General features: G+C 62.9%; 18 protein-coding genes. 5 read left to right on the top strand and 13 right to left on the bottom strand.

Annotated elements, in window-relative coordinates; translation table 11 throughout:
* Positions 1–15: 15 nt before the first annotated feature.
* From KOM00_RS02660 to mltG, 3 genes are all read right to left on the bottom strand, one after another.
* Complete coding sequence (locus tag KOM00_RS02660) at positions 16–1,149, bottom strand: ABC transporter substrate-binding protein (RefSeq protein WP_216497289.1); 1,134 nt, start codon at positions 1,147–1,149, stop codon at positions 16–18.
* A 322-nt stretch (positions 1,150–1,471) separates the two neighbouring features.
* Positions 1,472–3,388, bottom strand: coding sequence for a response regulator (locus KOM00_RS02655; protein WP_216497288.1), 1,917 nt, complete (start codon positions 3,386–3,388; stop codon positions 1,472–1,474).
* Entirely contained in the window at positions 3,389–4,411 is a 1,023-nt protein-coding gene (gene mltG / locus KOM00_RS02650) for an endolytic transglycosylase MltG (protein WP_216497287.1), read from the bottom strand.
* Positions 4,412–4,666: 255 nt separating this feature from the next.
* On the opposite strand from mltG, the gene KOM00_RS02645 reads away from it, so the two are divergent.
* Entirely contained in the window at positions 4,667–8,092 is a 3,426-nt protein-coding gene (locus tag KOM00_RS02645; RefSeq protein WP_216497286.1) for an alpha-amylase family glycosyl hydrolase, read from the top strand.
* Positions 8,093–8,181: 89 nt separating this feature from the next.
* Positions 8,182–8,961 carry a methylmalonyl-CoA decarboxylase gene (gene scpB, locus KOM00_RS02640; RefSeq protein ID WP_216497285.1) on the top strand — a complete coding sequence of 260 codons (780 nt, stop codon included), beginning with the start codon at positions 8,182–8,184 and terminating at the stop codon, positions 8,959–8,961.
* A 234-nt stretch (positions 8,962–9,195) separates the two neighbouring features.
* On the opposite strand, the gene KOM00_RS02635 is transcribed toward scpB, so the two are convergent.
* The 9 genes from KOM00_RS02635 to KOM00_RS02595 all read right to left on the bottom strand — a co-directional run bounded on the left by KOM00_RS02635 (position 9,196) and on the right by KOM00_RS02595 (position 19,701).
* Positions 9,196–9,306, bottom strand: a complete 111-nt coding sequence (locus KOM00_RS02635; protein WP_216497284.1) for an RCKP-type rubredoxin-like domain-containing protein — start codon at positions 9,304–9,306, stop codon at positions 9,196–9,198.
* 9 nt (positions 9,307–9,315) lie between these two features.
* Positions 9,316–10,824, bottom strand: a complete 1,509-nt coding sequence (locus KOM00_RS02630; RefSeq protein WP_216497283.1) for a M16 family metallopeptidase — start codon at positions 10,822–10,824, stop codon at positions 9,316–9,318.
* A gap of 3 nt (positions 10,825–10,827) precedes the next feature.
* Positions 10,828–12,318, bottom strand: a complete 1,491-nt coding sequence (locus KOM00_RS02625) for a M16 family metallopeptidase (RefSeq protein WP_216497282.1) — start codon at positions 12,316–12,318, stop codon at positions 10,828–10,830.
* Between the two features lie 143 nt (positions 12,319–12,461).
* Positions 12,462–14,780, bottom strand: a complete 2,319-nt coding sequence (lon, locus tag KOM00_RS02620) for an endopeptidase La (protein WP_216497281.1) — start codon at positions 14,778–14,780, stop codon at positions 12,462–12,464.
* Between the two features lie 85 nt (positions 14,781–14,865).
* Entirely contained in the window at positions 14,866–16,809 is a 1,944-nt protein-coding gene (locus tag KOM00_RS02615; protein WP_216497280.1) for an ABC-F family ATP-binding cassette domain-containing protein, read from the bottom strand.
* A gap of 213 nt (positions 16,810–17,022) precedes the next feature.
* On the bottom strand, positions 17,023–17,355 hold the full coding sequence (locus tag KOM00_RS02610) for a YajD family HNH nuclease (protein ID WP_216497279.1): 333 nt from the start codon (positions 17,353–17,355) through the stop codon (positions 17,023–17,025).
* 213 nt (positions 17,356–17,568) lie between these two features.
* A complete protein-coding gene (locus KOM00_RS02605; protein ID WP_216497278.1) occupies positions 17,569–18,144 on the bottom strand; it encodes an HDIG domain-containing metalloprotein in 576 nt (191 codons plus the stop codon).
* Positions 18,145–18,211: 67 nt separating this feature from the next.
* A complete protein-coding gene (locus KOM00_RS02600; RefSeq protein ID WP_216497277.1) occupies positions 18,212–18,712 on the bottom strand; it encodes a MaoC family dehydratase in 501 nt (166 codons plus the stop codon).
* Between the two features lie 47 nt (positions 18,713–18,759).
* On the bottom strand, positions 18,760–19,701 hold the full coding sequence (locus KOM00_RS02595; RefSeq protein WP_216497276.1) for a DMT family transporter: 942 nt from the start codon (positions 19,699–19,701) through the stop codon (positions 18,760–18,762).
* 229 nt (positions 19,702–19,930) lie between these two features.
* Here KOM00_RS02595 and KOM00_RS02590 point away from each other — a divergent pair, with 229 nt between their 5' ends.
* From KOM00_RS02590 to KOM00_RS02580, 3 genes are all read left to right on the top strand, one after another.
* Positions 19,931–22,333, top strand: coding sequence for a histone H1-like repetitive region-containing protein (locus tag KOM00_RS02590; protein WP_216497463.1), 2,403 nt, complete (start codon positions 19,931–19,933; stop codon positions 22,331–22,333).
* Position 22,334: 1 nt separating this feature from the next.
* Positions 22,335–22,904, top strand: coding sequence for a LysM peptidoglycan-binding domain-containing protein (locus KOM00_RS02585; protein ID WP_216497275.1), 570 nt, complete (start codon positions 22,335–22,337; stop codon positions 22,902–22,904).
* Positions 22,905–23,088: 184 nt separating this feature from the next.
* Positions 23,089–23,571, top strand: coding sequence for a rubrerythrin (locus tag KOM00_RS02580; protein ID WP_216497274.1), 483 nt, complete (start codon positions 23,089–23,091; stop codon positions 23,569–23,571).
* Between the two features lie 47 nt (positions 23,572–23,618).
* Here the strand turns inward: KOM00_RS02580 and KOM00_RS02575 are convergent, their stop codons facing one another.
* Entirely contained in the window at positions 23,619–25,157 is a 1,539-nt protein-coding gene (locus KOM00_RS02575; protein ID WP_216497273.1) for a type IV pilus assembly protein FimV, read from the bottom strand.
* Positions 25,158–25,224: the final 67 nt, after the last annotated feature.

Below are 25,224 nucleotides of genomic sequence, written 5' to 3'. Positions count from 1 at the left end.
TTGGTCCCCCTTTGCTTACTTGAGGGAAATGAGCTTGTCCCCCTTCACCACCTGCAGGTAGACGTTGTCCTGCCCCTGGTGGTTGTCCTGGGAGAAGGTCAGCCTGATTCCTCCCATGTCCGCTCCCTTCATGCTCTCGTATGCCTGGATGAATGCGGCCTGGGTGGGGGGATTGCCTGCTTTTTCGAGGGCCATGATCATCGACTTCGCGGCCATGCACCCCTCCATGCTCACCGTGTTGAAGCCGACGTCGTCCGGGTTCTTCTCGATGGCCTCCTTGCACTCCCTGGTGATCGGCAGCGACAGGTCGTCCAGCTCCGGAACAACCTGGCTCATGATGACCCCCTCCGAGGCGCCAGGCCCCACCGCCTTGACGAGGTTCATCCCCCCCGCGAAGGAGCCGGAGGCGAGGTAGGCGGTGACCCCTTCCTTGCGCACCAGCTTGATGAACTCCGCCCCCGGCTTGTACACTGCCCCGACGACGATGGCGTCGGGCTTGCCGGCCATGATGCTGGCAAGCCCGGCGGTGACCGCCACGGTGTTCCTCTCGAAGGAGCCCTTGGATACCAGGCTCAGGCCGTGGCGCTTGACGGCGTTCTCGGTCGAGGCGAGGATGTCGGTGCCCAGGCCGTCGTTTTGGTAGAAGACCGCGAAGCGCTTCGCCCCCTGCTTGACCAACTGGTCCACGATGCGGTCCACCTCCTGTTGGTAGCTTGCCCTGATGTGGAACACCTCACGGACCACCGGCGTGCGCAGTTCGGTCGCGCCGGTCCTGGGGTTTATGTAGGGGAGCTTGTATTCCCTGACCACCGGAAGGCTCGCCACGCAGTTGGAGGTGCCCACGGAGCCTACCACCGCGAACACCTTCTGCTCGTCGGCGAGCTTCAGCAGGCAGTCGATGGTCTTGTCCGTCAGCATCTGGTCGTCCAGCGAGACCAGCTCCACCCTGCGGCCGTTGACACCCCCCTTGGCGTTCACCGACTTGAAATAGGCTTCCACCCCCACCTTCATCCCCCTTCCGGAGCCCTTGTTGGCGCCGGTCTGGTCGTTCACCATGCCGATCTTGATCACGTCGCCCACCGGCCCCGCTGCATGTGCCGTCGGGACGATCATCATCAGCACCACGGTCAGGAACACCATCTTTCTCATGACATCCTCCTCTTCTCGGGTAGGGCCTGCAGGGGGGCGCGAACCGGGGCGGCGGGCGGGGATCGATTCGCCAGCAGTCATGCAGCCTTATCCGCGCGGGCCTCCCTGTCTGGGGCCGTATTAAAAAACTTTAAAATAATATCCGCTAATGATTGCTTGGCAAGCCGATCTCTTAGGTACCGTTACGGCGTTCTTCCGGTGCGATCATGCAAAGGATGGGGCGCACTCGGCGCGGGGGGGAAATAAATGAGGAGGAAAAAAAAAGGCCTCGTCTGTCGAGGCCTCGGGCGGTACTGGTACTGGTGCGGGCAGGATGCGTGGATCAGCCGAAGATGCGTTTGAAGAGTCCCTTCTTCTCGGCCTCGCGGCGCTCCTTGATCAGGCGCATCCCTCCCTGGGCGTGCGGCTGGTGCGGGTTCAACTTGAGGGACTTTTGGAATTCCCCCTCGGCCAGCCCGTCCCTTCCCTCGTCCAGCAGCATCCAGCCGCGGAAGGCGAAGGCGTCGGCGTTGCGCTCGGCCTGCAGGCTCTTGGAGAGGAGCATGCGGCACTTCTCCAGGGCCCCCTGGGAGCGCTGGTTGCCGGGGTTCTTGTAGATGGACCAGGCGAGGTAGGCACTGGTATGGGCGTCGTTGGGGTCGAGGGTGTAGGCGTCCTGCAGGGCGCGTTCGGCGTTGGCGAAATCCTCCATCTCCAGGAATACCTTGCCCGATTGGAACTGGATGCGCGCCTGCAACTCGTCCTCGCGCTTGCCTCCCAGGCCGACGGTGTCGGCGTTCAGCATCTCGTCGTAGCGCTCCTTGGCGATGACGCTCGAGAGGGTGTTGTAGGCGTTGGCATAGTGGGAAAGTACGTCCTGGGCGCGTCCAAGCGTCGCCCCGGAGAGCTGCATGAACTTTTCCGGAGAGTACTCCCGCGTCTTGGCGAAGTAGGCCTCCTTGAGGGTGGCGAAGCTGAAGTTGCCCGGGGTCATCCCGAAGATCTCGTAGTAGTTCTTGTCCTGGATGGCGGCGTAGTCCCGCTGCACCTCCTGCTCGAAGTCGATCTCGGTAGACGACAGCGGTGCCGCCATTCCCTTCTTGCCGACCACGAGCTCGATCGATTCCGATACCTCGTTCACCAGGTCCTCGAAGCTGACCGCCTCCGCCCGCCGCTCGGCGACTTCCTCGATGGGGCGGTTGAAGAGGAGCTTCTGCGGGAAATCGGGGTGCTGCTCGGCAACCGGCGTCGCCGGGAGGGACATCATCCCCATGCGCGCCAAAAGGTCGAGCAGGGCCGCTCCCCGGGCCGGGGTGTCGCAGTCGGAGAGGATGGTCGCCACCGTCTTGCCCTGTCCCAGTTGCTGCAGCAGGTCGACCTCTTCCGGCCCCATGTTGAGCAGGTTTGCCAGGCGGTAGTATTGCGTGGTGCGCACCGGGTAGAGCGCGCCGCGGCCGGCGAGGTAGGGGGCGAGGTCGAAATTGGCGGTGCCTGCGGCCTGGTGCAGCAGGCGCGGCAGGGAAAGGGGGGTGAGCGGAAGCTCGATGCCGGCGATGTCCGGTGTGAACCGGGGAGACTGGTTCTGCAGCAGCGCCTCCACGAGGGAGCGGAACAGGAACAGGCGGGATTGCTCCAGCAGGTCGTCGTAGCCTATGAGACCGGCTTCCACGAGCGGCAGCCGCCCAGGGCGGGCCGGGGGGAACTGCTCCAGGTCGGCGCGCTGCAGGTGGTTGCCGGAGACCAGAAACGGCACGAAGCTCGGTGAAGAGAAGCTGGCGGGCTCGCCCCCCACCACGAAGATCCTGGTCCCGCCGCGCAGCTCGAGCATGCCGTTTCGGCCGCTTCCGTACAGCTCCAGGAGGAGCCGGGAAATATCCTTGCGGGCCGGTCCCTGGTCCAGGGCCCCCTGCACCGCCTTGAGGAACTCGTCCTTGCCGAAGGGCTTCTCAAGGTAGGTCTTGACCCCGAGCTTGGTAGCGGCACGGGCGTACTCTTCGCCGCGAAAGACCCCGGTCATGATCACCACGGGGAGTTCCTTCAGGGCCGCGCTGCGGCGCACCCGCTGCAGCAGCTCCACGCCGTTCATTCCCGGCAGCTTCAGGTCGAGCACCAGGAGGTCGAAGCGCTGCGCCTGCAAAAGCGCAAGGGCTTGGTCCCCGCTGGCGGCGCTCTTCACCTCGAGCCCGCGCGCCTCCAGTACGGTGCGCAGCATCGCGGAGAGACGCTCATTGTCCTCCACCAGCAAAATGCTGCCCGTCATCTAGCTTCCCCCTTGCGAGGCCGCGGCAGGCGCCTTCAGGTACTTTTGCACCGCCTGGTTGTGGGACGCGAGGTCCTTGGAGAATTGGTGGCTGCCGTCGCCGCGCCCCACGAAGTAGAGGTAGGGTACCGCGGCAGGGTTGAGGACCGCCTCGATGGCGTCCCTGCCCGGGTTCCCGATTGGCCCCGGCGGGAGGGCCGGGATCAGGTAGGTGTTGTACGGGGTCGGCTTCAGAATGTCCTCCCGTCTCACCTTGCCGGCGAAGGCCCGCACCCCGTAAAGGGCGGTCGGGTCGCTCTGCAGCCGCATGCCGAGCTTCAGGCGGTTTTGGAACACGGCGGCGATGAGCGGCTTCTCCGCCGGAAGCACCGCCTCCTTCTCAACCATGGAGGCCATGGTCAAGAGCTTCTGCACCGAGACCCCCTTGGCCCGGGCGCGGCCGTCCACCGATTCCTTGAGGTACGCCTGCTGCCGTTGCACCATCTCGCGCACCACCTCAAGCTCGCTCTTACCCGGAAGGATGTTGTAGCTCCCGGGGAAGAGGTATCCCTCGGCGCTGGAGGCATCGATCCCGAACTCCTTCAGCAGCGCGGCATCGCGGCAGGCGGCCAGGAAGCTGTCCTTGCCGAAGATGCCGCGTTTTTCGAGCATCTCCGCCACCTGGTAGCTGGAATATCCCTCGGGGAGCGCGAAGATGCGCTGGTACACGTCGCCGTTGATCATCTTGGCGAGGATCTGGCTGGGGCGCATGCCGTCGTCGAACTGGTAGTAACCCGCCTTGAGCCGGGCGTCGCCCCCCTTGATGCGCGCGTAGAGGGTGAAGAGGCGGGCGCTGGAGACGATGCGGCGCGCCTCGAGGTCGGCAGCCAGCGCCTTAAGCGGGCGACCCTTGCCTAGTTCGACGACCTCCACGCGCTTGCCGTCGCCGGAGGGAAACAGCAGGAACCGGGAGAAACGGGTGATGGGTACCAGGGTGACTATCAGCAGCAGCGCGAGGCAGAGTTTGCGCTGCCGTAGGAACATATCTTTTAGGCTGGAAGCTAAGATGGCACTATCCTATGCAAAACGGTGCTTTTGCTAACTCAGCACTAGGTTTAGGTGAAATCGGCAACTGTGTCAAGGCCAAATGCCCCGGGCGGGTAGGGGGAATGGTTGTGATTGACCTTGTTTAATAATATTTTTTTTAAAGACAGTGGGGCGATTCCATTGTATCATATCTGACTGTGCCGCCCGGCCCGGGAGCGGTCCACCACTACAATAGGGCTGACGAGGTGCTTGATGAAGCAGAGATTTATTAACTCCGACTATTTCCCGTTTCAGATCCAGATCTCTGCCGCTTGCGGCGATCGGATCGCCCTGCGCAGTATGCTCGAGGAGCTGGGAGACGTGCCTGGCATCATCTACGCGCGCCGGGTGGCCGGCAAGCTGAACAAGCAGCTGGCACCGCACGAGGCCGCCATAATGCCGGGGTTGTTGCATCTTTATTCCATCCTGAGCCGGGTCTACCGTTACGTGATGGGGCAGTACTGCGCCAACCAGCAGCCCGGCGTGCTGGCAGCGCTCGTGGCCCAGGCGGGGTATCCCGACTTCGGCGGGGATGCGGGGAGCGCGCTGCAGCGTTTCCTGGAGCTGTTCCCGTCGCAGCAGATGGTGCTGGGCAACGACACGCCGCAAGGGTTCCTGGCCGGTGACGACGAGGAGCTGGCACGCCGCCAGGCGCTCTCGGCGGAACTGCTGCTCATGATGCTCAACGGGGAGAACCGGGCCCTGGACCAGTTCCGCCGGCTCTTCGACGCCTCGCAACTGGCGGAATCTTCCCCCTACCTCAAGGTGACCTCCGAGCTGGACCGGCGCCTGGCCCAGGCCCCCCCCTTCGAGCCGATCGGGATTTCGCTTCCGGAGCTGCTGCGGGCTCCGATGAAGGCCGCCCCCGACTCGCTTACCGGGCAGATCGCCTACATAAGGGAGCACTGGGCCTCCCTCCTCCCGCCGGAGCTATTGACGGAGCTGGTCACCGCGCTGGACATCGTCTCACAGGAGGGGCGCGCCTTCTTCGGCGGCCCGGGCGAGCCCAAGGTGCTCCGCTTCGGCCGGGGAGCCCGCGGCGGCGAGGACTACCCCGAGTACGAGCGCTTCTCCCTGGACGCTGATTGGATGGCCAACGTGGTCATGATCGCCAAGATGGTGTACGTCTGGCTCGGGCAGCTTGCCAAGACCTACCAGACCGAGGTGAGGACCCTGGACCAGATCCCGGACGCCGAGCTGGACCGCCTGGCCGGCTTCGGCTTCAGCGCGCTCTGGCTGATCGGCATTTGGGAGCGCTCCCCCGCTTCGCAGCAGATCAAGCGCATCGCCGGCAACCAGGAGGCGATCTCCTCCGCCTACTCGCTCTACGACTACGTGATCGCCCACGACCTGGGGGGCGACCTGGCGCTGGACAACCTGCGGCGGCGCTGCGCCGCCCGCGGCATCCGTCTCGCGAGCGACATGGTCCCCAACCATACCGGCCTCTACTCCAAGTGGACCGTCGAGCACCCGGACTGGTTCATCCAGCTCGACTACCCGCCGTACCCCGACTACCAGTTCAACGGTCCCGATCTCTCTCCCGACGGGCGCGTCGGCCTTTTCATCGAGGACGGCTACTGGGACAAGCGGGATGCCGCCGTGGTCTTCAAGCACCTGGACCGCGGCAACGGCCGGGTGCGCTACATCTACCACGGCAACGACGGCACCTCCACCCCTTGGAACGACACGGCTCAATTGAACTACCTGATCCCCGCTGTGCGCGAGGCGGTGATCGGCACCATCCTCCACGTGGCGCGCCAGTTCCCGATCATCCGGTTCGACGCGGCCATGACACTTGCCAAGAAGCACTACCAGCGACTTTGGTACCCGCTGCCGGGCCAAGGCTCCGGGGTTCCCTCGCGCGCCGAGCACGGCATGGACCGCGCCAGCTTCGACGAGGTCTTCCCCGCCGAGTTCTGGCGCGAGGTGGTGGACCGGGTGGCGGTGGAGGCGCCGGACACCCTGCTTCTGGCCGAGGCCTTCTGGCTCATGGAAGGGTACTTCGTCAGGACCCTCGGCATGCACCGCGTCTACAACTCGGCCTTCATGAACATGCTGAAGATGGAGGAAAACGCCAAGTACCGGCAGACGTTGAAGAACGTGCTCGAGTTCGAGCCGGAGATCCTGAAGCGTTTCGTGAACTTCATGAACAACCCTGACGAGCGCACCGCTGTGGAGCAGTTCGGCAAGGAGGGGAAATACTTCGGCGCCACCGTGCTCCTGGTCACCATGCCCGGTCTCCCCATGTTCGGCCACGGTCAGGTCGAGGGGTTCCACGAGAAGTACGGCATGGAGTACCGGCGCGCCTACTGGGACGAACCGGTGGATCAGCACCTGGTGGCCCGCCACGAGAGCGACATCTTCCCGCTCATGCGCCGGCGCCACATCTTCTCGGGGAGCGAGCAGTTCACCCTGTACGACTTCTACGCCGGGCAGAGCGTCAACGAAAACGTCTTCGCCTATTCCAACCGCAATGACGGCGAACGCGGCCTGATCCTGTTCCACAACGCCTACGCCACCACCGCCGGCTGGATCCGCAGTTCCTGCGCGGTCCTGAGGAAAAACGCATCGGGGGGGAACACCCTGGCGCAAACGACCCTGGGGGAGTCGCTCGGCTTCAAGGGGGACGGGCGCCACTACTACAGCTTCCGCGACTACGCCACCGGTCTTTCCTACCTGAGAAACGGCCGCGACCTTTGCGACCAGGGGCTCTTCGTCGAGATGGGGGCCTACGAGTACCACGCCTTCCTCGACTTCCGGGAGATCTACGACGACGATTACGGCACCTGGGGCGCGCTTTGCTACCGGCTCAAGGGCGCCGGGGTCGAGAACCTTGATGACGAGGTCAAGAAGGTGCGCTACGCACCCCTTCACGAGGCACTGAGGCTGTTCCTGTCCAAGGCCGCCGTGGTGCTGCAGGAGCCGGGAATCACGCCGCAGGCCTGCATCGCGCCGCTCGAGCCGCTGCTCGCCTCCTTCTACAAGGCGTTGGCGCCGGAGGCCCCGGAAAAGGCGCAGCGCGCCCTGCTGACGACCTTTGGCGCCGAGTTCCTGCGGGGCCTGCAATCGGTCCAGGAGGGAGAGCTCCTTCCCGCGGAGCGGCTCCTCTTCTGCGCCTTCCTGGCGCTGCACCGGACCGGCAGCCTGAAAGAGGGGGAGAGCGCGCAGCTCTTCGAGGACCTGGGGCTGGTGCACCCGGCGGTGCAGCTCTTCCAGGGGCTCCCCCCGGCGGACCCCGAGCAGGTGATCGACCTGCCGCCGCACAGCTTCGGAAAGCTGCTCAGGCTCCTGCTGCAGCATGAGTCGTTCTTCTCCAACTGCCGCGCCGTCGGGTTGACCCGCTGCTGTGCCGCCCTCTTTTCTGATGTGCCGGCGGCCCGCTTCCTCTTCCTGCATGAAAGCGGCGGCGCGCAGTGGTTCAACAAGGAGCGCTTCGAGCTGCTGGTGGACTGGCTGGCACGGGTGGAGTCGTACGCGGAGCCGACTGAAGCCGAGGCCGAAAAGGCCGGGGGCGAAAAAGGGGGCGAAAAAGGGGGCGAGCTGCCCGGCAAGGCCCTGGCAACGCTCATGAAGGAAGGCGCGGAGGCTGCCGGATACCGGCTCGACCAGCTAATGAACGTTTTGCAGACCGGCTTCTGATTTTTCCGCGTTACCTGTTAGAATCAGAGCTGGCGCTTGATCATCCGGAGCGACCTTATCTATCGCATCATGAAAGAGAGGGGAGAGCAATGGCGGTCATCAATACGGCACTGCAGGACAACGTAGGGACCATCACCTTCAACGATCCCGAGCACCGCAACATGCTCAGCGGCGCGCTCATCGACGAGATGCTGCAGTCGATCGGCGCCCTGCAGAAGGGGAGGATGAGGGTGCTGGTGATCCGGGCCCCCAAGGGGTCGAAGGTCTGGTCGGCCGGGCACGACGTGCACGAACTGCCGCTGCCGGGGCGCGACCCGCTCTCATACCACGATCCGCTGGTGACCGTGCTGCGCTCGATCCAGAGCCTCCCCATCCCGGTCATCGCCATGATCGAGGGGAGCGTCTGGGGGGGCGCCTGCGACCTTGCCCTTTCCTGCGACATCCTCATCGGCTGCCCCAGTTCCTCGTTCTGCATGACGCCGGCGAAGATCGGCGTCCCCTACAACGTATCGGGGATCCTGCATTTCATGAACATCATGGGGGTCAATTTCGCCAAGGAGATGTTCTTCACGGCGGAGCCGCTCTCGGCGGAGCAGGCGAGCAAGGCGGGCCTTTTGAACCACCTGGTCGAGGCCGATCAGCTCGAAGAATTCACCTACAACATGGCCCACAAGATCACCAAGAACAGCCCGCTCTCGATCGGGGTGATCAAGGAGCAGATCCGGCTCCTGGCCAGCGCCCACCCGCTCTCGCCGCTCACCTTCGAGCGGGTGCAGGGACTTCGGCGCACCGTCTACGACAGCAAGGATTACGCGGAAGGGATCAAGGCCTTCCTCGAGAAGCGCCCGCCGGCCTTCACGGGCGACTAGCCCGCTGTCCTCCAGGCTTGACCGGTGTTACTCCCTCTCCCCCCGGGAGAGGGAGGAGTGAGGGTTGCACCAGGCGAATCCTCCCTTCGTGGCGATCCCCTCACCCGGCCTTCGGCCACCCTCTCCCGGAGGAGAGGGTAATGGCGTTGAGGATAGAAAAAAGCCCGACCGTTTGACCCGGCCGGGCTTTTCAACGTGCACCTGTAGGGGCGAATAATCATTCGCCCGCCCCTGTTATTCCTCAGCCTTCTCGAAGTTCCCCTTCTCCTGGCACTGCGGGCACTTCTGGGGCTTGCAGCGACCTTCCTTGGTGTACCCACAGCTCTTGCACTTCCACGTCGCCATAACTACCTCCTATTTGTTGTTGTTCAGCTTGATTTCCTGCACCTTTCCGAAGACGGAAAGCGGCTGGTCGAACTTTTTCTCATCCCCCACCACCACGAGTTTCATCGCGTCGGGACGGAGGTATTTCTTCGCCACCCGCAGCACGTCGGCCCGGGTGACGCGGGCGATGTTGTCGCGGTAGTTTTCCAGGTATCCCTTGGGGTAGCCGTAGAATTCCAGGCGGGCCTGCTGGGCCGCCACAGCGCTGCTCCGCTCGAAGGCGAAGATGAAGGAGTTGATGATGGACTCCTTGGCGAGCTGCAGCTCGGCCTCGGAAACCTCGACCTGGGTCATGCCGGTGATGATCGACTCCAGGAGCTTGATGGTGCGCGCGGTCGACTCCACCTTGGTCTCGGTCTCGGCAATGAAGGGCCCCTTGAAGCGCCGCCCCGGATCGAAGTAGGCGTCGACGTTGTAGGCGAGCCCCTGGTTGGAGCGGATCTCCTGGGTGAGCCGCGAGGTGAAGCCGCCGCCAAGGATGTAATCCATCACCTTGATGGCGTAGAGGTCCGGGTTGTTCTTGTCGATCCCCAGGTGCCCCATGCGGATCACCGACTGGTTCACCTCTTTCTGCACGTGCAGCACCGCCGGGGTCATCTCCTCGCTGGGTTTGGGCACCACCGGGAAGGGGGCGCTCTGGTTGGGCCAGTCGCCGAAGAGCCTCTCGAGGTTCTTGAGGAGCTGGCCTTTGTCGAAGTCGCCGGACACCGCCAGGATCATGTTGGCAGGGTAGAAGTAGCGCTTGTGGAAGGCGACGAGGTCATCGCGGGTGATGGCGTTCACGGTGGCGACGGTCGGGATGCGCCCCAGCGGATGGCCGGCATAGATGGCGCGGGTCAGCTCGCGCCCCGCCACCCCTTTCGGGTCGTCGTTCTGGCGCCTGATCCCTTCGATGGCGTGGCTTTTGGCCAGCTCGAAACGGCCCGGATCGAAGGCCGGCTCCCTGACCACTTCGGCATAGAGCTCGAGGGTGCGGTCCAGGTTTTTGGAGAGCGTGGAGAATGAGACTGTGGCGTTGTCGGCGTTCATGCTCGACTCGATCGACGAGGCCATGAATTCGAGTTCCCGGTCCAGCTTCTCGGGGGCGGTCTTCAGGGTGCCGCCGCTTCTCAGGGTGGCGCCGGTCAGCCCCGCGAGTCCCACCTTGGCGTCGGGCTCGTAGAGGCTGCCGACGTTCAGGTAGCTGGTCAGGTTCACTATCGGGAGCTCGCGGTCCTGAAGCAGATAGACCACCATGCCGTTTTTAAGCTGCACGCGCTCGGTCTTGGGGAACTGGAACTTGAGCGGCGGAAAGGTCATGGTGCGCGGGTTCGCCGGCGCGGCCGCCTGCACCCCCGAGATCGCGTCGAGCTTGGCGGTTGCTATGGCACTGGACCTGAAGGCGTTGGCTTCGGGTATGGCGAAAGCGAACAGGAAACCGAAGGTGGCCAGGCGGGCCAGGGTTGTCTTGCTGAACAAGCGATTGCAGATCGAAATCATTACTTACTGTCCCCCTTCAGCCTTGGTGAGGTAGCCGACGTTGCGGTTCTGGCGCGTGAAGTACTGCTTGGCCACGCGCATCACATCCTCGGGCGTGATCTTGGCCACCTTCTGGCGGTGCTCGATCAGGTAGCGCCAGGTTCCCGCGATCGCCTCGTACTCGGTGAGGTTGCGGGCCAGGCCGCCGTTGGAGGCCATCTGGCGGGACTCCTCGAACTCGAGCTGGTTCAGGATCTGCTGCAGCTCCTCGCGGGTCATCGGCTCGGTCTTCAGGCGCTCCAGTTCCTGGTAGATCGCCTGCTCCACTTCGGCCGCCGTGTGCGGCGCGCGCGGCGTCGCGTTGATGATGAAGAGGTTCGGGTAGCGGCTTCCCGGCGCCCCGAAGGAGGAGACCGAGGTGACCAGCTTCTGCTCCAGGACGAGCTTCTTGTAGAGCCGGGAGGTGCGGCCGTTGGTGAGCAGCATGTCGATCACGTCGAAGACGTAGTCGTCGGGCGCGGGGAGGGTGGGCTTGTGGTAGCCGATCATCAGCTCGGGCTCGGCGTCGCCGATCACCTCTGTGCGCTTCTCGCCCCCCTGCTCGGGCTCGGTGACCGCCACCGGCGGCACCGGGGTCCCCGGTTTGATCTCGCCGAAGTATTTCTCGACCATGGCGACAGTCTGCTTGGGGTCGATGTCCCCGACGATGGCCACGATGGCGTTGTTGGGGGCGTAGTACTTGTGCAGGAAGTTCTCCGCCTTGGTCCGGGTCAGGTTCTCGATGTCCGACATCCAGCCGATGGTGGGCTGGCCGTTGGGGTGCGCGTTGAAGGCGTCGGCGAGGAAGGTTTCCCAGAGCTTTCCTTCCGGTTCCGCGTCATAGGAGCGGCGCCGCTCCTCCATCACCACGTTTCTCTCCGTGTAGAACTCCCTGAGCACCGCGTTCTGCATCCGGTCCGACTCGATGGCCGCCCAGAGCTCCAGCTTGTTGGCCGGGATGTTGATCAGGTAGGTGGTGCCGTCCTTGCTGGTGAAGGCGTTGTAGCCGGAGCCGCCGTTACGCGAGTAGATGTCGGCGAACTCCTCCTTGACCACGTACTTCTCGGCCTCCTTCTCCAGCCCGGCCAGTTCCGCGGTCAGTTTTTCGACCAGTTTCGGATCCGCCTGCTCCCGCTTGACCTTCTCGGCCATCAGCTGCTGGGCGGTGGCCTCGATCTTGTCCAGGATCGGTTTCTCTGCGGCGTAGTTCCTGGTCCCAAGGGTCTTGGTCCCCTTGAAGAGCATGTGCTCCAGGAGGTGGGCGAGGCCCCGCTCGTCGCTTCGTTCGTCCACGCTCCCCACCTTGAAGCGGATCCAGGCCGCCACGGTGGGGGAGTTGTGCCGTTCTACCATCAAAAGCTTCATCCCGTTTTTCAGGGTGTGCTCCTGCACACGCTCGGCAAGCCCCTGACCAAAGCAGGTGGCGGCGTTGACGAGGATGACAAGGGCGACCACGCATCTTGTTACTGACTTCATGACTACCTCGGCTTGGTGGTTTTAATGTGAAGCGAGAAAAAAGATAACATTTGTCCTTTTGAAGCGCAAGGGGCTAAGAGACAGGAAATCCCGCGGGAGGTGCTCCCGCGGGATTGGGGGGAGTGCGAAACCTGGCGGTACGCCTACTTCAGGGCCTGCGCGAACACCTCGCGGATATCCTCGACGAAGAAGAACTGCAGCTCCTCTTTCACGTTTTCCGGGATGTCGTCCAGGTCCTTCTTGTTCTTGGCCGGAGCCAGCACCTTTTTCACCCCGGCGCGCCGCGCCGCGAGCACCTTTTCTTTCAGCCCGCCGATGGCGAGCACCCGGCCGGTCAGGCTCATCTCGCCGGTCATGGCGACATCGCGCCTGGCCGGACGGCCGGAGAAGAGCGACACGATGGTGGTGGCCATGGTGATCCCGGCGGAAGGGCCGTCCTTCGGGATGCTTCCGGCGGGGACGTGGATGTGCAGCGTGGTGTCGTCGAACGCCTTCTTCTCGATGCCGAGCTCGATGCAGTTGGCCTTGACGAAGGAGAGGGCGGCGCGGGCGGACTCCTTCATGACCTCGCCCAGCGACCCGGTGAGGATCAGGTCCTCCTTCCCTTTCATCTTGGTTGCTTCCACGAAGATGATGTCGCCGCCGCTCTCGGTCCAGGCGAGCCCGGTGGCGACTCCGATCCGGTCCTTCTCGGAGGCGACCTCGTCGAAGAACTTGGGGGGGCCGAGGAGCTCGGCCACCGTGGCGGGGTCGACCAGCGTGCGCAGCGGCTTCTCCTGGGCAACCTCCTTGGCGATCTTGCGGCAGATGGAGGCGATGCTGCGCTGCAGGTTCCTGACGCCTGCCTCCCGGGTGTAATCGTGGGTGACCCGGTAGATCGCCTCGTCGGTGAATTCCGGGACCATGTTGGCCAGCCCGTTCTCCTCGACTTCGCGGGCGATCAGGTACTTCTTGGCGATGTTCAGCTTCTCTTCGTCGGTGTAGCCGGAGAGGGTGATCACCTCCATGCGGTCCTTCAAGGGGGCCGGGATCGGGTCGAGCTGGTTGGCCGTGGTGATGAACATCACGTTGGTCAGGTCGAAGGGGACGTCGAGGTAGTGGTCGGTGAAGGAGAAGTTCTGCTCCGGGTCCAGCACCTCCAAAAGGGCGCTGGCCGGGTCGCCGCGGAAGTCGGCGCCGATCTTGTCCACCTCGTCCAGCATGAAGACGGGATTGTTGGAGCCGGCGCGGTTGATCTCCTGGATGATGCGGCCGGGGAGGGCGCCGATGTAGGTGCGCCGGTGCCCGCGGATCTCAGCCTCGTCACGCATCCCCCCGAGCGAGATGCGGATGAACTTGCGCCCGAGGGTACGGGCGATGGACTTGCCCAGGCTGGTCTTGCCGACCCCGGGGGGGCCGACGAAGCAGAGGATCGGCCCCTTCATCTTGTCCTTCAGGGTCCGCACCGCCAGGTATTCGAGGATCCTCTCCTTCACCTTCTTCAGGTCGTAGTGGTCCTCGTTGAGCACCGCCTCGGCCTGATTGATGTCCTTGTTGTCCGGGGTGCTGTTCTGCCAGGGGATCGTGGTCAGGTAGTCGAGGTAGGTGCGGGAGACCGTGTACTCGGGGGAGGCGGGGTTGATCCGCTCCAGCCGCCTCATCTCCTTCTCGGCGATCTTGCGGACGTCCTCCGGCATGTTGGCGCTCTCGATCTTGCTCCTGAGCTCGTTGGTCTCGCCCTGGCGCGAATCCTCCTCGCCGAGCTCCTCCTGGATCTGCTTCATCTGCTCGCGCAGCAGGAATTCCTTCTGGCTTTTGCCGACCTTCTTGGTGACCTCGGCCTGCACCTCTCCCTTGATCTGCAGCCGCTGCACCTCGTTGGTCAGGTGCATGTAGACCTTCTTCAGCCGCTCCAGCGGATCGATGGTTTCCAGGAGCTTTTGCAGCTCGTCGATGGGAAGGTTCAGGTAGAGCGCCACCAGGTCTGAGAGGCGCGCGGGGTTGTCGATGAAGTCAATCATCTTCATCACGTCGTCGGGAAGGGGACGGCCGTAGGAGAGGGCGATTTTCAAAAGGGCGTTGAGGCTGCCGACCAGCGCCTCCGAGACCATGGACTTCTCGGCGAACTCGCGAACCGGCTCGAGGCGCGACAGCGCCACCGGGGTCTGCTGCACGATGGCCAGCAACCGGACCCGGATCACGCCTTCGAGGACCACCTTGGCGCCGCCGCCGGCGAGCTTGTTGATCTGCACCACCTTGCACAGGGTCCCGATCTCGTGCAGCGCAGAGAACAACTCGCCGGTCGGCTCCTGTTTCAGCTTCACCAGGGCCACCAGATTGTTGAAGAGCACCGCCTCCTCGAAGGGGGGCATATCTTCCTGTTTCAGGAAGATAGTGAAGACCATGTAGGGGAAAGCAATGATCTCCCGCAGGGGATACAGCGGGACGATCTCCGGCATGTTGATGGTGATATTCTCTGTCATGGCAGTATTTCCAGATACTTGGTTGAGGGCGCGAATTGTTAAAGATTACTGGAGAAGCGCCCCCTGTCAACCGTGAACTGCCTGTTTAGATAGCCTCCCATGCTTCGTACAGCGCGGCGATTTCGGAGCTGAGCTGAGCGTGGCGCTCGCCGGCAACGCGAGCCGCCTCGTGGTCGGCGAAGAACTCGGGCTCGGCCATTTCCTCCTCCAGTTTGGCCAGTTCCCCTTCCTTCGCCCCGATCTTTTCTTCGATCTCCGCCAGCTTGCGTTCCCGGGCCCGCTCCTCCTTCTGGCGTTGCTTGTCCATCTCGCGCTGTTGCTGGCGGGACAGGCGCTGATCGGGTTGCTCCTCTACCGGCGCCGCCGGCTTATCCTCCCCCTTCGCGGGGGTGAGCCGCCCCAGGCCGTCCTGCCCCGGTGCCCCGGCAGCTCCGGCGGTTTTTTCCAGGTAGTACTCATAGTCGCCGTAGAAGCTCTCCAGCTTGCCGCCGCCGACCTCGACCACGCGGGTGGCCAGTCCATCGATGAAGTGTCGGTCGTGGGAGACGAAGACCACGGTGCCGCCGAAGTGCTTGAGCGCCTCGAGGAGCACGTCCTTGCTGAACAGGTCGAGGTGGTTGGTAGGCTCGTCCATCAAAAGCAGGTTGGCGGGGCGCAGCAAAAGCTTCGCCAGCGCGAGGCGGTTTCTCTCGCCGCCGGAGAGGACACCGACCTTCTTGTGGATGTCGTCTCCGGAGAAGAGGAAGGCCCCGAGGATGTCGCGCAGCTGGGGCACCATGTCGTAGGGGGCGTCGGCGAACAGTTCGTCGTAGACCGAGTGGGAGGCATCCAGCTCCTGGGCCTGGTCCTGGGCGAAGTAGTCCTTGATGACGTTGTGGCCGTCCTTGACCGTGCCGGAGGTGACGTCGGCGTTGGCCAGCACGCGCATCAAGGTAGATTTCCCCGCGCCGTTATGCCCCACGAGGGCGATCCTCTCGCCGCTCTCCACCGTCAGATCCACCTGGTTCAGCACCACGTTGCTGCCGTAGGCCTTGACCACTCCGGAGAGCTCCATCACGGTCTTGCCGCTTTTGGGGGCCGTGGGGAAGCGGAAATGGATCTTCTTGCGCTCGGGGGGTAGCACGATGCGCTCGATCTTCTCTAACTGCTTGATGCGCGACTGCACCATGGCGGCCTTGTCGGCCTTGTAGCGGAAGCGGGAGATGAAATCCTCCATCTTCTCCACTTCCTCGTCCTGGCGCCGCTTGGCCTCGCGCAGGGCGGAGACCCGCTCCTCGCGCTGCACGAGGTAGTTGCTGTAGTTGCAGTGGTAGTCGGTGATGGCGTGGTTCCAGACCTCTGCGATCCGGGAGCAGACCTGGTCCAGGAAGAAGCGGTCGTGGGAAACCAGCATGACCGAGTAGGGGTAGCCCTGCAGGTACCCTTCCAGCCAGTTGCGCGCCTCGATGTCCAGGTGGTTGGTCGGCTCGTCCAGCAGCAGGACGTTCGGTTTCTTGAGGAGCAGCTTGGCGAGCGCGATGCGCATCTGCCAGCCGCCGGAGAACTCGCCGCATTCCTTCTCCCAGTCAGCCGGAGAGAAGCCGAGGCCGGTGAGGACGTTCCCCACCTCGCTCTCCATGGCGTACCCCCCCTTGAGGCGGAACTCCTCCTGGAGGTGGCCGAAGCGGTCCAGGAGCTGGTCGTGCCCCGGCGCGTCGTGGGGCTCGCGTTCCAGGCGGGCCGTCAACTCCGCGATCTCTCTCTCGATATCCTGCAGCTCGGACAGCGCGGTCATTACCTCGGCGAAGAGGGGCTGTCCCTTGGCGACGATGCCGTCCTGCGGCAGGTAGCCGACCGTCCCGCCGCGGGTGATCTGGATCTCGCCGCTGCTGCTTTCGACCTCGCCCGCGATGATGCGCATGAGGGTGGACTTGCCGGCGCCGTTTTCGCCGACGAGGCCCACGCGCTCGCCCTTTTTCAGGTGCCAGTTGATCTCGGTGAAAAGCGGTTTGCCAGCGAAATCCTTGGAGAGTTTCTTCAGGTGCAGCATTTGGTGTTTCCTTCCTTTGGGGCGAATGACAGGCGGGTGGGGCCCGGAGATTAACGGCGCATTGTAGGATTAGCGGCGGGATTTTGTCAAACAGGGATGAAGGGGGGGCAAGGGATAAAGGCTAACAGGGATGAAAGGGATACAAGGGATAAAGGCAAAGACTACTGAATCCTCTTTGACGCAACCCTTTATCCGCTTCATCCCTGTCCCTGTTCATTTCTTGTCCTTCCCCTCCAGGTAATCCGCCAGGATGGTGCGGCTGTGCTCGTCGTCGTGGCAGTAGACACAGAGGTTTTCCCAGTTGCTGCCGTCGGGCGGGTTGTAGTTGTGGTTGCCGTCCTTGTGGTGCACGGTCAAAAGGTGCAGGTTGGCGAGCTCGAACTCGCGCCCGCACTTGGCGCAGATCCAGCCATGAAGCTTGAGCGACTTTTCCCGGTAGTTCTCGGGGCGCTGCTGCTCCCCGCGCATCTTGCGCACCAGTTCGTCGATCTCCTCGGCGCTTTTGGGCGTCACGTTCCTGGGACCGCGGGGGCGGAATGCGGACATGGGTGATCCTCCTTTCAGGTGTGGATTGTACAGTTTTCCTCGCGATGCTGTAGGGGCAAATAATTATTTGCCCTGCGCACTGGCCCCGGCGATTGTCCAGGCGAGAGCGCCGGGAGGCGGGAAGGCGGGCGAATGATTATTCGCCCCTACATGTGCCGTTCGAGGCCTCCTGTCCGGGACGTATGGGCAGAGGCGCTGTACATCCTGCTGTTGCTACAGATTCCCCTTGAGCCCGATGGCCTCGGCCTCGGTCTTCATCCCTTCTATGGTGTCGGCGATCAGCTCGTTCAGCTCGACTCCCATCATGGCGGCTCCCTTCTCGATAATGGAGCGGTCGGCGCCGGCGGCGAAGGCCTTGTCCTTCCACTTCTTGGTCACGCTCTTCACCGGAAGGTCCAGGATGCTCTTCGACGGGCGCACCAGCGCTGAGGCCGCCACGAGCCCGGTCAGCTCGTCAATGGTGAAGAGGGTCTTCTCGAGGTTCGTCTGTGGCTCGACGTCGCTGCAGATCCCCCAGCCGTGGGAAACGACGGCCCTTATGTACCCCTCGGGCCATCCCGCGTTTTTGAGAATCTCCGGCGCCTTGTGGCAGTGTGCTTCGGGGTAGCGCTCGTAGTCGATGTCGTGCGCGAGGCCGATCACGCCCCACATCTCTTCATCCTCGCCGTACTTCTTCGCCATGTGGCGCATCACCGCTTCCACCGCGAGGGAGTGCCTTCTCATCTGGTCGCTGGGCAGGTATTCCTCGATCAGTTTCCAGGCCGCTTCCCTGGTCGGTTTGCTACTCATAAACGTGCCTCCCTCATGATTTGTTCAGCGTCGGATCGTAGTCAAAAATGCCAACGATGTCAATTAGCTAAGCCTTTGGCTCCAGCCGGGCGATCTTGGGTTCGTGCCCCTTTTTGTACACCATCAGCGTCCGTTTGAAGCTGATGACGATGTCGCCGTTTTGGGTGAAACCGGTGGTCTTGACCGTTACGATGCCGAGGTTCGGGCGCGACTTCGACTCTCTCTTGGCCAGCACCTCGGACTGTGAATAGAGGGTGTCTCCCTCGAAGAGCGGGTTGGGTAGGATGACTTCGTCCCAGCCGAGGTTGGCGAAGACGTTCTGGGAAATGTCGGTGACGCTCTGGCCGGTGACGATGGCCAGGGTGAGGGTTGAATCGACCAGCGGCTTTCCGAACTCGGTCTGCGCCGAGTAGTGCTGGTCGAAGTGGATCGGCGCCGTGTTCTGGGTAAGCAGCGTGAACCAGATGTTGTCCGTCTTGGTGATGGTGCGCCCCAGCGGGTGGGGGTAGATGTCACCTACCTCAAAATCCTCGAAGAACCTGCCGCGCCAACCTTCCTTGATTGCCATCTCGACCTCCGGTTTCTTGGTAGTAGGAGCGGCGTGCGCCGCTTGTTTCAATCCGCCGACGTCTGTGACCTGACATAGAGCACCAGCCCGACCAGCGAAAGCGTTATGCCGACCATCCCGGCTGCGCCCGGCCAGGCTCCGCCAAGGAACAGGATCTCGCCCAACAGGGAGAAGATCACCTCGGTGGACTGGGTGGCGTCGACGGCGGAGAGCTCGAAAGGCGTCTTCGCCAGGTGGCGCGCCTTGTAGAAGAGGGTGGTGGCTATGACGCCGGAGAGGACGGCGACCACGGCGGTGTTGATCAACTGCCCTCCCGATGGGGGCGGCGGCTGAACGAAAAGCGTCAGCACGATCCAGAACGGGATCGATCCGAGCACCATGATCAGCACCCGGGCGACGCTGTCGTCGAGAACGGCCGCGCTGCTTTCCGGGAACTTGGCGATCTTCCCGTGGCGCGCCTCCCAGATCAACTGGTTCCCCAGCGGGTAGGCGAAGGCCGCCACCAGCACGGGGAGCACGCCGAGTAGCGTCTCCCGGATCGATGCCGCTGACGCCTGTTCGCAGGTCACCAGGACGATGCCGATGAAGATCAAGGCCGTGAATACGATCCCCCGCATCGGTACACGCTTGCCGAACAGCAGCAGCACCAGCGGCGTCGCGAGGATGGTCGCTTGCCAGGTGGTCGCTACGACCCAGCCGGGGGCGAAGGACGAGCTGAAGGTGAGCAGCGCATAGAACACGCCAAACCCGATGCTGCCGGCCATGGTCCAAAAGCACCAGTTGCTCCGGAAGGCTGAGAAGATGCCCTTGAGCAGGCGCGACTTCCCGGCGAGTACCAGCCAAAGGCTCAGCATGAAGAACATGTAGAAATAACGCAGGCTTGCTGTCCAGATCCAGTGACCGCCCTGCAGGCTCATGGCGCGGTTGAGCACGAAGGTGCTGCTGAAGAAGAGGGCGGAACAGATGCCGATGAGAATAAGACGTGTCATTAGTACCCGATTGATGAGTTGTGCCTGCCATGGCTCGGCTAGATCTCTGTAGCTGAAATCGTCTTGCAGGTAAAGTGAAAACGATTCAAGCCGCAGCTTCCTGGCGACCTCTCGTCTCGTCCGGAGTCCCTCTTCGCCTCCTTCCTGTAAACGTCCACAAAGTACTGCAAACACAGGTTTGACGGGGATTCGGGGCCGGGGCATTCTGCGTTGACAATAGTTGTCTATGATGATACTTTCCGACACGTTCAACGCTTTATACCTTATGCCCGGAAAGGTTTATCACGTGCATCTTTACAAGATTTTCCGTGCCTCATTCTCGAAAATTCCAGCGGTCCTGCTTCTCATAGCGCTTCTTATGCCCGCGCCCGCCTTTTCTCTCGATTCTGACGATTCTCAGATCTTCATCACCGGGTTCAATGCCTATCAGAAAAGAGACTATAAAGCCGCGATCGACAACATGTCGGGGCTGCTCAAGAAGTATCCGGATACGCCCCTCAAGGATATGGCGATTTTCTGGCTTGCCAGGGCCAACTACAAGGTTGGCAACAACGCCGAAGCCGGTAAATACATGGCTCAGTTCCTCCACGACTATCCCGAGAGCCCGCTGAAAGCGACCGTGGAGGACGAACTGCTCCAACTCGCTGATAAATACCAGAAGGGTCAGCCCATCCCCACAGCGCCGAAAGCCGCTGCGCAGCCTGCGATAGACAAGGCTGCCGGAAAAGCCGCTGCCGAGAAGGTCGCTGCCGAGAAGGTCGCTGCCGAGAAGGCTGCTGCCGAGAAGGCTGCTGCCGAGAAGGTCGCTGCCGAGAAGGTCACTGCCGAGAAGGCCGCTGCCGAGAAGGCTGCTGCTGAGAAGGCTGCTGCCGAGAAGGCTGCTGCTGAGAAGGCTGCTGCTCAGAAGGCTGCTGCTCAGAAGGCTGCTGCTCAGAAGGCTGCTGCTCAGAAGGCTGCTGCTCAGAAGGCCGAGGCGAAGAAGGTTGCCAAAGCCAAAAAGCCGGCTGCGGAAAAGGGGAAGTCGGCCGCTCTTCGTAAGAAGGCGATCGCAGGCTACAAGGATGTCATCGACTGTTACCCCGGCACTTCGGCCGCGTCCAACGCATCGGCAAAACTGCTGCAGATGGGCATCCAGTACCCGGCCATCAAGGGCACGGGCACGACTGCCGCGCCAGGCGAGGTAACCCAGGTTTTCGAAATCGAAGTGGCCCAGTTTGCCGACGTCAATGTCGAACTCGGGCCTGCCGCCGAGAGCTTGGAGGCGGGCAAGCCGTTCGCGATCCCGCTAGTGATCGTCAACGCCGGCAACGGCAGCGACAGTTTCTCCCTGGAGTCCGGTTTCCCGCCGGAGTACGGCTTCCATTTTGCCGCTGCCGCCAACCCGGATGTTGCCATTACTAAAACTCCGACTCTTGCCGTTGGTGAGAAGTTCAGGGCGCTTGCAGTAGGCACCATCCCGCGCGGCAATATCGACGGGCAGAAGAACAGCTACCCGGTCAAGGTCACCTCCGCCTTTGCGAAAGAGGCTTCCCAGACAAGGGAGATCGCCTTGGCAACCTCGGCGCCGCTGCTCAGGGGCGTGGTGAAGACGGATAAGACCAAGCTGTTACCGGGCGAGAAGGTCTCCTACCGCATTTCCCTGCTCAACATAGGCAGCGCTCCAGCTCGCGGTGTGACCTTCCGGCTCAACTATCCGCCGCAGTACGAGCCGGTCGGTCTGCCTTCCGGAGCCAAACAGGAGGCGGGCGCCCTGGTCATGGACGGCATGAGGCTGAAGTCAGGCGAGAGCCACGACGTCAACGTCACCTTCCGCCTCAAGGATGAGGCGCTGGCAGACCAGGAGCTGATGGTCAGGGCCGACATCCTGAACGGTGAACTCGACAAGAAGGAGTCCTTCGTATCTGCCACCACTGTTGTCCAGAGGGTGAGCGGCGTGACCGCGAGGACCGGCGCCGGAAAAGTGGTGGTGATCCCGGGGCAGACCGTATCGGTCCCGCTCATCGTCACCAACACCGGCAACGTCAGGGAAGTCTTCTCCATCAGGGCGAGCGCGCCTGCCAACTCCACGTATAAGTTCTACGAGGACGTGAACCGGGATGGCAAACGGCAGAGCAGCGAACCGATCATCAACCATGTCGGACCGCTCTCCCCCAAGGAAGAAGCTTATGTCATCTTCGAGATCGAGACCCCGGCAAGCGCGGCCGACGGTGCCGCTGCTTCCGCTTCGGTCCGGTTCGAGTCCGAGAATGCACCCGATCGCTCCGCGGCCGTAAACCTGCAACTGGCCTACTCCCGGCCGGTGCTTGAATTGAGCCTCGCCGCCCGCGGCGGGAAGCTGAAGCCGGGCGAGGTCTCATCGCTGGAACTCAATTGCGTCAACCGCGGTTCCAACATGGCCAAGCAGGTCACCCTGCAGAGCGCCCTCCCGGTGCAGCTCGAACTGGTTGCGGCAGATCCTTCCTTCAGCAGGTTCGACAACGGGGTGTACGTCTGGCGCTTCGACGAGCTCGGCGCTGGCGAGAAGCGTAACATCAAGGTAACCTATCGGGTGAAACCGGGTATCGCCGTCGGCACCAGCGTGCAGATGAAGAATTCGCTGACTTACCAGGATCTCCTCGGGAACAGGTACTGAGATGGCAAAACGCATCATCGTCACCCTCGGCAGTCTCGTTCTGCTTGCCTGCGGCACCGCCGGGCATGCGGAAGAGATGCTGCTCTACACTCCCAAGGAGGCGAGCGGCGCAGAGGCACCGGCATCACCGAAGGACGGGGTCCTGGTCCGGACGGTGACGGTGAAACGAGGCGACACGCTTGCCAAGCTCTCCCGGAAGCACATCGGGGTGTCCGACTACTTCCCCGAGATGCTCGTCTTCAACAGGATAAAGAACCCGGACCTGATCCATCCCGGTGACAAGCTGCTGGTCCCGGTACCTCCGGGACAGTCAGGAGAGACTAAAACGAAAAATAGCCATGCCGTTCGCCGAGCGGCGGTCCCGAAAAAGGCCGCCTCCCTCGAGAGGGCACCGGCCAAGCCGGGCGAACAGGAGCTGTTCCAGGGGGCGCAGCGCGCCTACCTCGAGCATGACTACCGCGAGGCGCTGGCCCGTTTAAACGACTTTTTGCGCAAGTTTCCTCGTTCCAGGTTCGCCGCGGATGCCTCCCTGTACCGCGCGGACTGTTTTCTGCACCTGTCCGGGGAGTAAATAGCCGCCTCTTCCGCCCCCTTCCAGACCCACACAAGACACCGCAACTTCGCGGGGTACCTGTTGCTGAAGCACCAAGCTCCATCATAGATCCTGCCGCTAGAGTTGTGACTCGGGCGGGACGTGGTAGATTGTTGTGTAACGGTATGTATTTATTGTCGTTTTTGAACGGGAGGGTTTTAAGATGCAAGACGCGATAGCGTTTCGAGTTGCGGCAGGTGCCGGCCAGGTCCTGGGGGTGTGCGAGAAGGCGGAATTTGCCTGCGCCGAGCTCTACCACTACTTCGCCAACCTCTTCAAGGACGAGCGGGAGATCTTTTACATCTGGTTGAAGAGCGCCCTGGAGCGGGAAAACCGGGCCAGGCTCATGGCCCTGGTCGGGAAGCTGGCGTTGGACGACGTGATAGAAGGGGTGCATCTGGAGTTGACGGAGGCGGAAGAGATTCTCGCCAAGGTCCGTGCCTCGCTGGAGCTGGTAAGGCAAGAGCCCCCCGAGGTACGGGAGGCCCTTCAGCTTGCCATGGATCTGGAACGCACCCTGGATCGCATCACTATGGAAAAGGTGGTGCAGTTCACCGAGTCGTACCAGAAGTGGTTCCTGGCGATCATGAACCGTGACCAGATGGAACTTTTGCAAAACGCCTACAAACAGCTCGGCCGGGACTAGCCCGGCCGCTGAGATGTGCGCAACGTGTTGAGGTCGTCTCCGAACGGCTACCGGGTTTCCTGCCGGTAGCCGTTTAATTTTGCCAGCTCCTGCACCAGCGGATCGACCTTGCGATCCGTGATGAAGATCCTGCCCCCCTTCGCGTCGTTGAGCATCACGCCGGGCATGCGCACCCCGTATCCCTTCTCCCAAAGCGACCACAGCTCCTGGTCGCCGTAGCGTCCGGCAATATCAAGCCGGTTCAGCAACTTGTCGGACAGGCTTTGCAGGTCGTCGTGATCCTGGACCGCGATGACTTGGTAACCCTTGCCCTCCAGGAGGTTCGTGAGCGAGTCGCCGAGCGGATCCCCTTGGAAACGTGCCAGCACGTAACGCCTGCCGTTCTTCTCGAAGTAGCGGTACACGGGGATCTCGAGCCGGACGCCGTTGTTGTCGCCCGCGTAGAGGTCGATGCTCTTGTCGGCCTGGAACCGGATCCCGAGCGCTTCCAGGAGCGCGTCCGCGATTCCCCTCGGGTCCTTCTCGGGGATCTGGTACAGCACGCTGTCGTCAGGCCTGCCGGTGATGATGGGGGCGGTCGAGGGGGTCTCCACCAGCTTGAAGCCGTGCGTGCTGAGGAGACGGACCAGCGCCTGCGGGGTGGCGGGGCGCTTGCCGGGGACCTTGAGCAGGGTGATGTCCTGGCGCAGCAGGCTGTCCTGGCTCTTCTCTATCTTGAAGTCGGCTTGGACGGTGACCTTGCAGTCGGTGCCGAAGTCAACCAGGAAGTCCTCCTCGAAGGAATAGAACCGGGCGGCGGTCAGCAGGGCGCGGTAGAAGGCGCGGGGATTGTCGGGACGCTCGGAAACCACGCTCAACTGCGGGTTTTTCTCCTGGAGCAGCGACTTCACCAGCGGCGGGAGCGTGGCGCCGGCATCGACGAGGATGGCGCCGCCGTCCTGGGCCGCCAGCACCGGGTAGCGCTCCGGGTCGAGCGAGAGCGAGAACGCGCTGGAGAGATAATCGAGCTGGGCCTTGCTGGAGGGGGCGTTCGGGACCAGTTGCGGCCAGACCTGCGCCGCGTCCTGCACCCCCCCGGTGCTGGATACCGAAGCCTGCGGCACCGCCGGTTGCGTCGCGGGGGCCTTGAAGAACATCATGGTGGCGCCCTTTACCGCGGGCGGTGCGATCCTGCCCGGTTTGGCGGCTGCGACCTTGACGGCGCGGCGCGGCTTCGGCCTGGCGACCTGCTCGGTCGCATCGATGGGGATCAGGAGCGTCGCGCCCACCCGCAGTCTGCGGATGTCCGTGAGATGATTGGCGGCCTGGACCCTGCGGGCCACCGCGTCGGCCCGGTCGCCCGTGATGCCGTATTCCCTGGCCAGCACCCGGTACAGGAAGTCTCCGCGCTTTACCTTGTAGGCCACCGTCCCCGTGGCCTTGGGGACCGGCTTCGTTTTCGGGGCGGGAGCCGGCATGGGGTACTTCTTGGCCAGGGCGGCTGGTTCAATCTCGAACTTCTTGTCGATGGAATGAGAGGTTAACGGAAAAGCGCCCAGCAGGATCAGGGCCAGGCCCAGTTGCTTCTTGTCGAGACTAACCAGCATGCAAACTCCCGGAAAAATTGGCTGACGCGGTATGCGACGGCATGACTGAAACTGAAATCAACTGTAG

It is taken from the genome of Geomonas diazotrophica (genome assembly GCF_018919385.1).
GTDB lineage: Bacteria > Desulfobacterota > Desulfuromonadia > Geobacterales > Geobacteraceae > Geomonas > Geomonas diazotrophica.
The sequence above is the reverse complement of the archived record's forward strand: the minus strand, read 5'-3'. Positions and strand labels throughout refer to the sequence as shown.

Bases quoted from the DNA above. Each gene is read 5' to 3' on its own strand.
- KOM00_RS02660 (WP_216497289.1), bottom strand. From the start codon at position 1,149: ATGAGAAAGATGGTGTTCCTGACCGTGGTGCTGATGATGATCGTCCCG.
- KOM00_RS02655 (WP_216497288.1), bottom strand. From the start codon at position 3,388: ATGACGGGCAGCATTTTGCTGGTGGAGGACAATGAGCGTCTCTCCGCG.
- mltG (WP_216497287.1), bottom strand. From the start codon at position 4,411: ATGTTCCTACGGCAGCGCAAACTCTGCCTCGCGCTGCTGCTGATAGTC.
- KOM00_RS02645 (WP_216497286.1), top strand. From the start codon at position 4,667: ATGAAGCAGAGATTTATTAACTCCGACTATTTCCCGTTTCAGATCCAG.
- scpB (WP_216497285.1), top strand. From the start codon at position 8,182: ATGGCGGTCATCAATACGGCACTGCAGGACAACGTAGGGACCATCACC.
- KOM00_RS02635 (WP_216497284.1), bottom strand. From the start codon at position 9,306: ATGGCGACGTGGAAGTGCAAGAGCTGTGGGTACACCAAGGAAGGTCGC.
- KOM00_RS02630 (WP_216497283.1), bottom strand. From the start codon at position 10,824: ATGATTTCGATCTGCAATCGCTTGTTCAGCAAGACAACCCTGGCCCGC.
- KOM00_RS02625 (WP_216497282.1), bottom strand. From the start codon at position 12,318: ATGAAGTCAGTAACAAGATGCGTGGTCGCCCTTGTCATCCTCGTCAAC.
- lon (WP_216497281.1), bottom strand. From the start codon at position 14,780: ATGACAGAGAATATCACCATCAACATGCCGGAGATCGTCCCGCTGTAT.
- KOM00_RS02615 (WP_216497280.1), bottom strand. From the start codon at position 16,809: ATGCTGCACCTGAAGAAACTCTCCAAGGATTTCGCTGGCAAACCGCTT.
- KOM00_RS02610 (WP_216497279.1), bottom strand. From the start codon at position 17,355: ATGTCCGCATTCCGCCCCCGCGGTCCCAGGAACGTGACGCCCAAAAGC.
- KOM00_RS02605 (WP_216497278.1), bottom strand. From the start codon at position 18,144: ATGAGTAGCAAACCGACCAGGGAAGCGGCCTGGAAACTGATCGAGGAA.
- KOM00_RS02600 (WP_216497277.1), bottom strand. From the start codon at position 18,712: ATGGCAATCAAGGAAGGTTGGCGCGGCAGGTTCTTCGAGGATTTTGAG.
- KOM00_RS02595 (WP_216497276.1), bottom strand. From the start codon at position 19,701: ATGACACGTCTTATTCTCATCGGCATCTGTTCCGCCCTCTTCTTCAGC.
- KOM00_RS02590 (WP_216497463.1), top strand. From the start codon at position 19,931: ATGATACTTTCCGACACGTTCAACGCTTTATACCTTATGCCCGGAAAG.
- KOM00_RS02585 (WP_216497275.1), top strand. From the start codon at position 22,335: ATGGCAAAACGCATCATCGTCACCCTCGGCAGTCTCGTTCTGCTTGCC.
- KOM00_RS02580 (WP_216497274.1), top strand. From the start codon at position 23,089: ATGCAAGACGCGATAGCGTTTCGAGTTGCGGCAGGTGCCGGCCAGGTC.
- KOM00_RS02575 (WP_216497273.1), bottom strand. From the start codon at position 25,157: ATGCTGGTTAGTCTCGACAAGAAGCAACTGGGCCTGGCCCTGATCCTG.